Source organism: Ruoffia sp. FAM 24228 (assembly GCF_045528575.1).
In the GTDB taxonomy this organism is placed as follows: Bacteria; Bacillota; Bacilli; order Lactobacillales; family Aerococcaceae; genus Ruoffia; species Ruoffia halotolerans.
Genome location: NZ_JBGQQZ010000093.1, coordinates 1 through 6842, shown reverse-complemented (window position 1 = coordinate 6842; position 6842 = coordinate 1). Strand labels below are relative to the sequence as shown.

General features: G+C 34.1%; 7 protein-coding genes and 1 pseudogene. 7 read left to right on the top strand and 1 reads right to left on the bottom strand.

From position 1 onward, the window contains the following. The first annotated feature begins 224 nt into the window (after window positions 1-224). Window positions 225-1391, top strand: a complete 1167-nt coding sequence (locus tag ACEN33_RS11545; RefSeq protein ID WP_407090933.1) for an ABC transporter substrate-binding protein — start codon at window positions 225-227, stop codon at window positions 1389-1391. 69 nt (window positions 1392-1460) lie between these two features. Here ACEN33_RS11545 and ACEN33_RS11540 read toward each other — a convergent pair whose 3' ends face one another. Continuing rightward, window positions 1461-2270 carry a Cof-type HAD-IIB family hydrolase gene (locus tag ACEN33_RS11540; RefSeq protein WP_407090932.1) on the bottom strand — a complete coding sequence of 270 codons (810 nt, stop codon included), beginning with the start codon at window positions 2268-2270 and terminating at the stop codon, window positions 1461-1463. A 136-nt stretch (window positions 2271-2406) separates the two neighbouring features. On the opposite strand from ACEN33_RS11540, the gene ACEN33_RS11535 reads away from it, so the two are divergent. From ACEN33_RS11535 to ACEN33_RS11510, 6 genes and pseudogenes are all read left to right on the top strand, one after another. Next, complete coding sequence (locus ACEN33_RS11535; protein WP_407090931.1) at window positions 2407-3246, top strand: alpha/beta fold hydrolase; 840 nt, start codon at window positions 2407-2409, stop codon at window positions 3244-3246. Between the two features lie 589 nt (window positions 3247-3835). Beyond that, window positions 3836-4390, top strand: a pseudogene (locus tag ACEN33_RS11530) (glycoside hydrolase family 3 N-terminal domain-containing protein); the annotation flags it as partial. 38 nt (window positions 4391-4428) lie between these two features. Continuing rightward, the gene (locus ACEN33_RS11525; protein WP_407095151.1) at window positions 4429-4911 is read left to right on the top strand and encodes a hypothetical protein; all 483 of its coding nucleotides are present in this window, start codon (window positions 4429-4431) and stop codon (window positions 4909-4911) included. A gap of 5 nt (window positions 4912-4916) precedes the next feature. Then, entirely contained in the window at window positions 4917-5222 is a 306-nt protein-coding gene (locus ACEN33_RS11520) for a hypothetical protein (protein WP_407095150.1), read from the top strand. A gap of 108 nt (window positions 5223-5330) precedes the next feature. After that, complete coding sequence (locus ACEN33_RS11515) at window positions 5331-6182, top strand: alpha/beta hydrolase (protein ID WP_407090928.1); 852 nt, start codon at window positions 5331-5333, stop codon at window positions 6180-6182. A 146-nt stretch (window positions 6183-6328) separates the two neighbouring features. Then, on the top strand, window positions 6329-6682 hold the full coding sequence (locus tag ACEN33_RS11510) for a hypothetical protein (RefSeq protein WP_197104454.1): 354 nt from the start codon (window positions 6329-6331) through the stop codon (window positions 6680-6682). Window positions 6683-6842 lie beyond the last annotated feature (160 nt).

The window sequence follows — 6842 nt, the reverse complement described above, 5'->3', positions numbered from 1 at the left end:
AGACTAAAAAGTTTTTCTTTAGCTTAGAAAATCGATTAAAATATTTTAATTTCGATAAAGTGATCCAAAATTGAAAAATAACGACTAGAATAACTCAATATTTAAAAGTATGAATTATTCAGGATTAAGTAGATATGTTAAGTTTAGGAATAGACCTGAATTAGATTTTAGAAAATCTAGTTTAGGTCTTTTTTGTAAAAATTAAAAAAGAATGGAGAATTATTATGAAACTTAGAAAAATCGGATTAACATTATTATCGGGATTATTACTTTCAACTACAGCTCTTGCACCTTCAGTGGCTTTTGCTCAAGATAGTATCATTATTGGTGGGAATTTAGAATTAACTGGGAATGCTGCTGCTTATGGTTCACCTGCGGCTGATGCAATTAATTTATTTATTCAACAAATTAATGATAATGGGGGTATCCTAGATGGTCGTATGTTAGAGGCAGAAATTATTGATAACCGCTCAGATTTAACAGAATCAGCATCAATCGCGACTCGTTTAGCTGGTAGTGAAGCCGTAGGAATTATTGGACCTACAGCAACAGGTGTAGCAAAAGCAGCTATTCCAATTACTAATGAAGCGGGTATCGCAAACATCTTCGCAGCGACTACAGGTGACGGATTAACATTAGCAGATGATGGATCATTATTGGAGTATATCTTCCGAGTGTGTTTCGAAGACTCATATCAAGGGTTAGCTGCGGGGGCTTATACAGCGAATGAATTAAATTTATCAAAAGCGGTTATCTTAACAGATCAAGCTTTAGACTACTCACTGGCCTTAGCTGATTCTTTCACTGAAACATTCACAGAAAATGGTGGAGAAATCTTAGAAACACAATCATATCAGTCAGGAGATACTGATTTCAAGGCTTTACTCACTTCGTTATTAGGTAAAGATTTCGATGTGTTATACATTCCAGGTTACTATACTGAAACAGGGTTAATTATTAAACAAGCAAGAGAGATGGGGATTACTCAACCAATTATCGGTGGAGATGGCTACCATAGTGATACATTAGTAGATTTAGCAGGGGCTAGTAATGCTACAGATGTATACTTTACAACTCACTTCTCTGAAGAAAGTGATAATCCAAAAGTTCAGGAATTTTTAGCTGATTTTGAGGAAATGTATGGCCGTTCAGCAGACACATTCTCAGCCTTAGGATATGATGCGATTGGTTTGCTTATTGATGCCATTGAAAGAGCGGGATCAACGGATAGAGATGCAATTCGTCAAGCTTTAGAAGAAACTGAAAACTTTGAAGGAATTACAGGAACATTCTCAATGGATGAAAACCATAATCCAACCAAATCTGCTTTAATGTTACGTCTAGAAAATGGAGAAATTGCGGAAGGATTTGAAGCTTCAGCAGGTGAATAAAAACTATAATTGAACAAACTGATAAAAAAATAGGAAGATTGACATTAATATGTCAGCCTTCCTATTATTTTATAGATTGAAATAATTTGCTAAGAAGTGGGCTAGCCCATCTTCATCGTTGGTAAATTCAGTGTGAGTGTCTGCAACACCCTTGATTTCGTCAGTAGCATTCTTCATCGCCACACCTAAACCAGCGTATTGAATCATTTCTAAGTCGTTATTCTCGTCTCCAAAAGCTAAGATATTCTCATTTGGAATGTGATAGAACTTGCTAACTTTATCCACAGCAACAGATTTGTTGATTCCTTGGCGAACGACTTCTAGAATCGGCAAGACGCCACCCCAAGTACGTACAGACACATCGTCACCGTAGCGAGCCATAATTCGATTTTCAATCGTTTTTTGCTTTTCAACGTCACATAGAATAGTTAATGCCGTTGGATTCTGAGTTAAGTTTGCGCGACTTAATTGACTAATTTCGGCTAAATCTTTAGGGAAGAAAGGACTATCCGGCAAATTCATTGATGAAGAAAATAGTCTATCCTTACCTTCAGCAATTAATAAATTGATATCTAAATTATCTTGATTCGCAAATAATTCAAAAGCGATTTCCTTATCCAATTCCTCATGATAGGCAGGTAAGAAGTGTGGCTTTCTTGGATGATGACAATAAGCACCATTAAAGTTTACCATTGGCGAATTGATATTCATTTCATTGTAAATATTGATACTATTTCTATATGGGCGCCCAGTAACAATCATGACGATATGTCCGAGCTCATCAAGCTTTCTTAAAATTTCAATTGTAAATCGAGAAAGTTTTGATTGATTATTTAAAGTTGTGCCATCTAAATCAATGGCAATAAGATGTTGATTCATATAAGAAACTCCTTTCATATATAGTTGATTATACTTAATTATTTTCAATCATACAAATGAATGTTTAAATTGTTTTTTCTTGTCATATTTCTGTACAATATGAGATATAAATAAATATAAATTATGGAGGAATTTTATGCGTCATATTACTAAGTCTTATTATATAAATGAAATACCCGTTATTGAAATTATCGATGCGAATTTAGAAGATAAAGTTGCACCATTAGCTATTTTTTATCATGGATTTACCGGTAGCAAGGACTCGAGTATGACCTTTGGTAATGAAATCGCTAAACGCGGTTTCCGAGTTATTATGCCAGATGCCCAACATCACGGTGAAAGACGTAAGTATGGAGTGGATTTGAATGTGAATGGTATCTTATTTTTTGAAGCTTTGATGAGTAACGTCAAAGAATTTCCAGAGATAGTTCACTATTATCGTTCGAAAGAATTAATCAAAGACGACTTTATAGCGGTAGCAGGTATGTCCATGGGTGGTATGACGACTTCATTAATATTCAAAGCAAATAAAGAAGTCAATGTTTCTGTAGTGTTAATGGGATCGCCTCAACAAATCAAATTTAACGATTGGATTGTTAATCAATATGTGAGTCATGGTGGTGAAGTGGATCAATTAGCTCCAAATGCTAAAACAATCTATGAATATATGACCGAATACTTCAAGAAGTATGATTTGGGACTGGATCCAAAAGCTATTAATCATAGACCCCTATTATTCTGGCATTCTAAACAGGATCCAGTTGTCCCATACATCTACGCAGAAGAATTTGTGGAAGCTGCAACAAAAATCCCAGAAGGTAAATATGTTTACTTAAAATTAGACGAACACGGTGCCCATAAAGTACCTTTCATCGAAATGGCAAGGATGGCTGAATTTATTTCTGCTGCTTATAATGAAGAGGTTGAAAATGTTTATGAAGTAGCCGAAGAAAATTTCAATAAACTGTGGGGATAATCACTAAAGAAATTAAATATATCCCAATTTAAGTAAAACGCTTTAATTATTAATTGGAGCGTTTTATTTTACGTGATATTATAAATACATCAGATGATTGGGAGGATTAGCATAAATGAATCTTAAAACAAAAAGTAAACAAATTATTGAAGTCGATGGACTAAAATTTAAAGACTTAAATAACAACGGGGTACTGGATCCATATGAGGACTGAAGATTATCAAGTCGAGAGAGAGCTAAAAACCTTGTTCCATTAATGAATATCGATGAAAAGTTGGTATGTTAATGATTAATAAATTAGGTATGGGGAAAGCGAAAAAAGAAGGCAAAATACAGAAATCTTAGATGAAGTATTTAAAAAAAGCTGATGAAACATCTATGAAGTTACTAGATAAATATCCAACGACTGAAACGATTGAAAAAATACACATGCATCATTTTAACTTAAGAGATAAAAGGTGAAGGCTATAAAACCATTGATTTTTTTGAAAATAAAGTAAAAATGAATGGTTTGGATTCAGATATTCGTAAAGGATACATGTATATGGCTGACGTTGTGACAGATCCAGAATAGCAACGTACTGATGGAACATTTGGAGAAGAACCAGAATTGATTAGTGAAATTATTGCTCGCTTGATTAAAGGATTTCAGGGAGAGGAACTTAATGAAGACTCAATTGCACTAACAATCAAACACTTCCCAGGTGGTGGAGCAAGAGAGAATGGATTTGATCCGCATTATAAAGAAGGAAAAGGGAACGCATACCGTACAGAATGTAGTTTAGAAAATTATCATTTACATCTATTCATCGAAGTTGCGAAACATAATCCAAGTTCAATGATGCCTTATTATTCAGCACCAAGTAGTGAGAAAAGTTGTTTCCAAAGTTTTGATGGGGAAGCAATGCCATTTAAAGAAGTTGGAATGACATTTAACCATTACATTTTAAATCATTTATTGCGTGATAAATTAGGATTCACTGGATACAGTAACTCAGATCCAGGAATTATAGGTAAAACTGGTTGGGGTGTTGAAGACTTAACAGTTCTTGGTCGCTTTGCTAAAGCAATTAATGCTGGAACAGATTTAATCATTGGAACAAACCAAGTTAAAGACTTGAAAAAGCTATTTCAACTAACTTAATTTCACCACAAAGAATTGATCAAGCAAATGTGAATGTTTTGAGTGAGATGTTTGATTTAGACTTATTCGACAACAAAAATTATTTTGGAGACCAACCTGTCATGGATGAAGCAACTAAGAGAGAAGCTGAAGAAGCAGCATATCAAGCGCACTTGAAATCAGTGATATTATTAAAAAATAATAATGTATTACCAGTTAGAGGACAAAAACTATTCGTTAAAGCGTTTGGTAGAGGTGAAGAAGAAACTGAAAAATACCAAGAACTTCTATTAAAAAATGTGAAGGCATTAAATATCGAAATTATTGATGATTATAAAGAAGCTGACATTGCAGCGTTATTCCTATACCCATTAAGTGGTTCATACTTTGATGCGACACCTGGTTTATTAGAATTAGAAATCTGTGAAGATAAGACGAATATTGCACTGAATGGCGACACTTATAAAAAAACAACTTTAAGTAATTTCTATGAATTAAATAAAATCGTAGGCTACATGAACGAAAACGGCAAAAAGTTGTGACATCAGTGAATATGATCTTGCCTTGGATTTTAGAGAATATTGAGAAGAAATCAGAAGCCTTACTTGTTGGTTATGATACATTCCCTGGAGCAGTGCTTGAAGTGATCCTCGGTCAATTCTCTCCAATTGGGAAACTACCTTTAACATTACCTAAGAATAGTAAAGTTATTGGAGTGGATGAATACGGCGTTTCAATTTCACTTAACGACGTACCAGGTTACGATAAAGATAAGTATATGCGTGAAGGAATGACTTATGCTTACGTTGATCAAGCAGGGAATGAATACCGAAGCGGCTTTGGTTTAAATTAATAGCATTTAATTTTTTCCATAGAAAGTGCTTATCTTTTACTTAATACGTTAAAACGTTATAATGTAAATGAACTTAAAGATGAGATATGGGGTGAGTAGGTGGAGCCAATGTTTTGGAAACGAACGGAAGATTATTACTATTTAAAATTAGAAACTCATTATTTAGATATACCTTACTATAATCAGAAAAGACGCATCCGTGTGTTATTACCGAAAGATTATAAAAAAGATGTTGATGATGCTTACCCTGTATTGTATATGCATGACGGACAAAATGTATTTTACAGTAAAGAGGCATTTGTGGGTCATTCTTGGAAAGTTATTCCCACAATAAAAAATAATTTAGATTTACCTAGAATGATTATTGTTGCCGTAGATAATGCTAGTGAAAATCGATTAAATGAATATTCGCCATGGCCAACGGATCAAACGAAGACTGAAGAATTTCAGGATGTCGGTGGAGATGGGGCATTACATGCTGACTGGTTTGTTAACGAATTAAAACCCTTTATTGATGATAACTATCGAACACTTCCTGATAGAAAGAATACGTTACTAGCTGGTAGTTCAATGGGGGGCATTATGGCAGCCTATATGGGGAGTAAGTATCCAGAAGTTTTCGGAGTTCTTGGTGTATTCTCCTTAGCGTCATGGTTTAATGAGAAAGAATTTTTATCTTTCATCAATAAGCATCCTTTAAACCCAAATACGAAAGTATATATACAAGTAGGAACAAGCGAAGGTGATGATACGGATGCTAATTTTATCGGAGGAAAGATGAATCAGAAATATATTGATTGTAATCTTCGATATTATAATGATTTGCTGAAAATGAATCATCCCATCGATAATATTTGGTTACGAATTATGGCAGACGAAGAGCACCATGAACTTTATTGGGCACGACATTTTCCAGAATTCCTAAGATATGGCTTTGATATTATTAAAGGTGATAATTAATCTTATTTTTCTTTTAAAAAGACTGGATTATCTAAATACTTGCGTTATAATGTAAATCTCTTAGATATTTTAATAAAGGAGTTTTTATAATTAATAAACCTCAATTTATAACACATACAATTGAATTAGTTGATGAGAACCATCCTTTGATTGCTCAGTTTCAACTTTCTTTAATGTTGTTAGTACCAAGTAGTTTAATAGCAACGGATATTCGCACAGGTTTTCCAAACTTAGTTAGCAATGAGCGGATAATTATTGACCAATTTGTTCTGATGCAATTTGAGGATTACAACAAGAATGCTGATAGTCAAAAACTGAGACCCTTATTATATGCAGATAATTTTCTACAAATTATTGAAGATGATTTATTTAATTATTATCAGACACATGATGAGATCGAATTAGTGAGTTGTAATTTGAATTTGTTTACCGATGTAAGGGCAAATTCAGCCATCAAACTTTTTTCATCGAATCCTGAAGATACAACTAGAGATAATTAGCAAAAAGAAAACTCCCTTTACGGGAGTTTTTTCTTTGCATGTGCGCCCGGCATGGGCGATAACTTGGTGGTGAAAGTCCACTACAGACTTGGCAGTAGGAACTGTTAGCTAAAGGCAAGGGTGTCCACCGTGAGGTGGAATCTGAAGGAAGCCGGAGGCA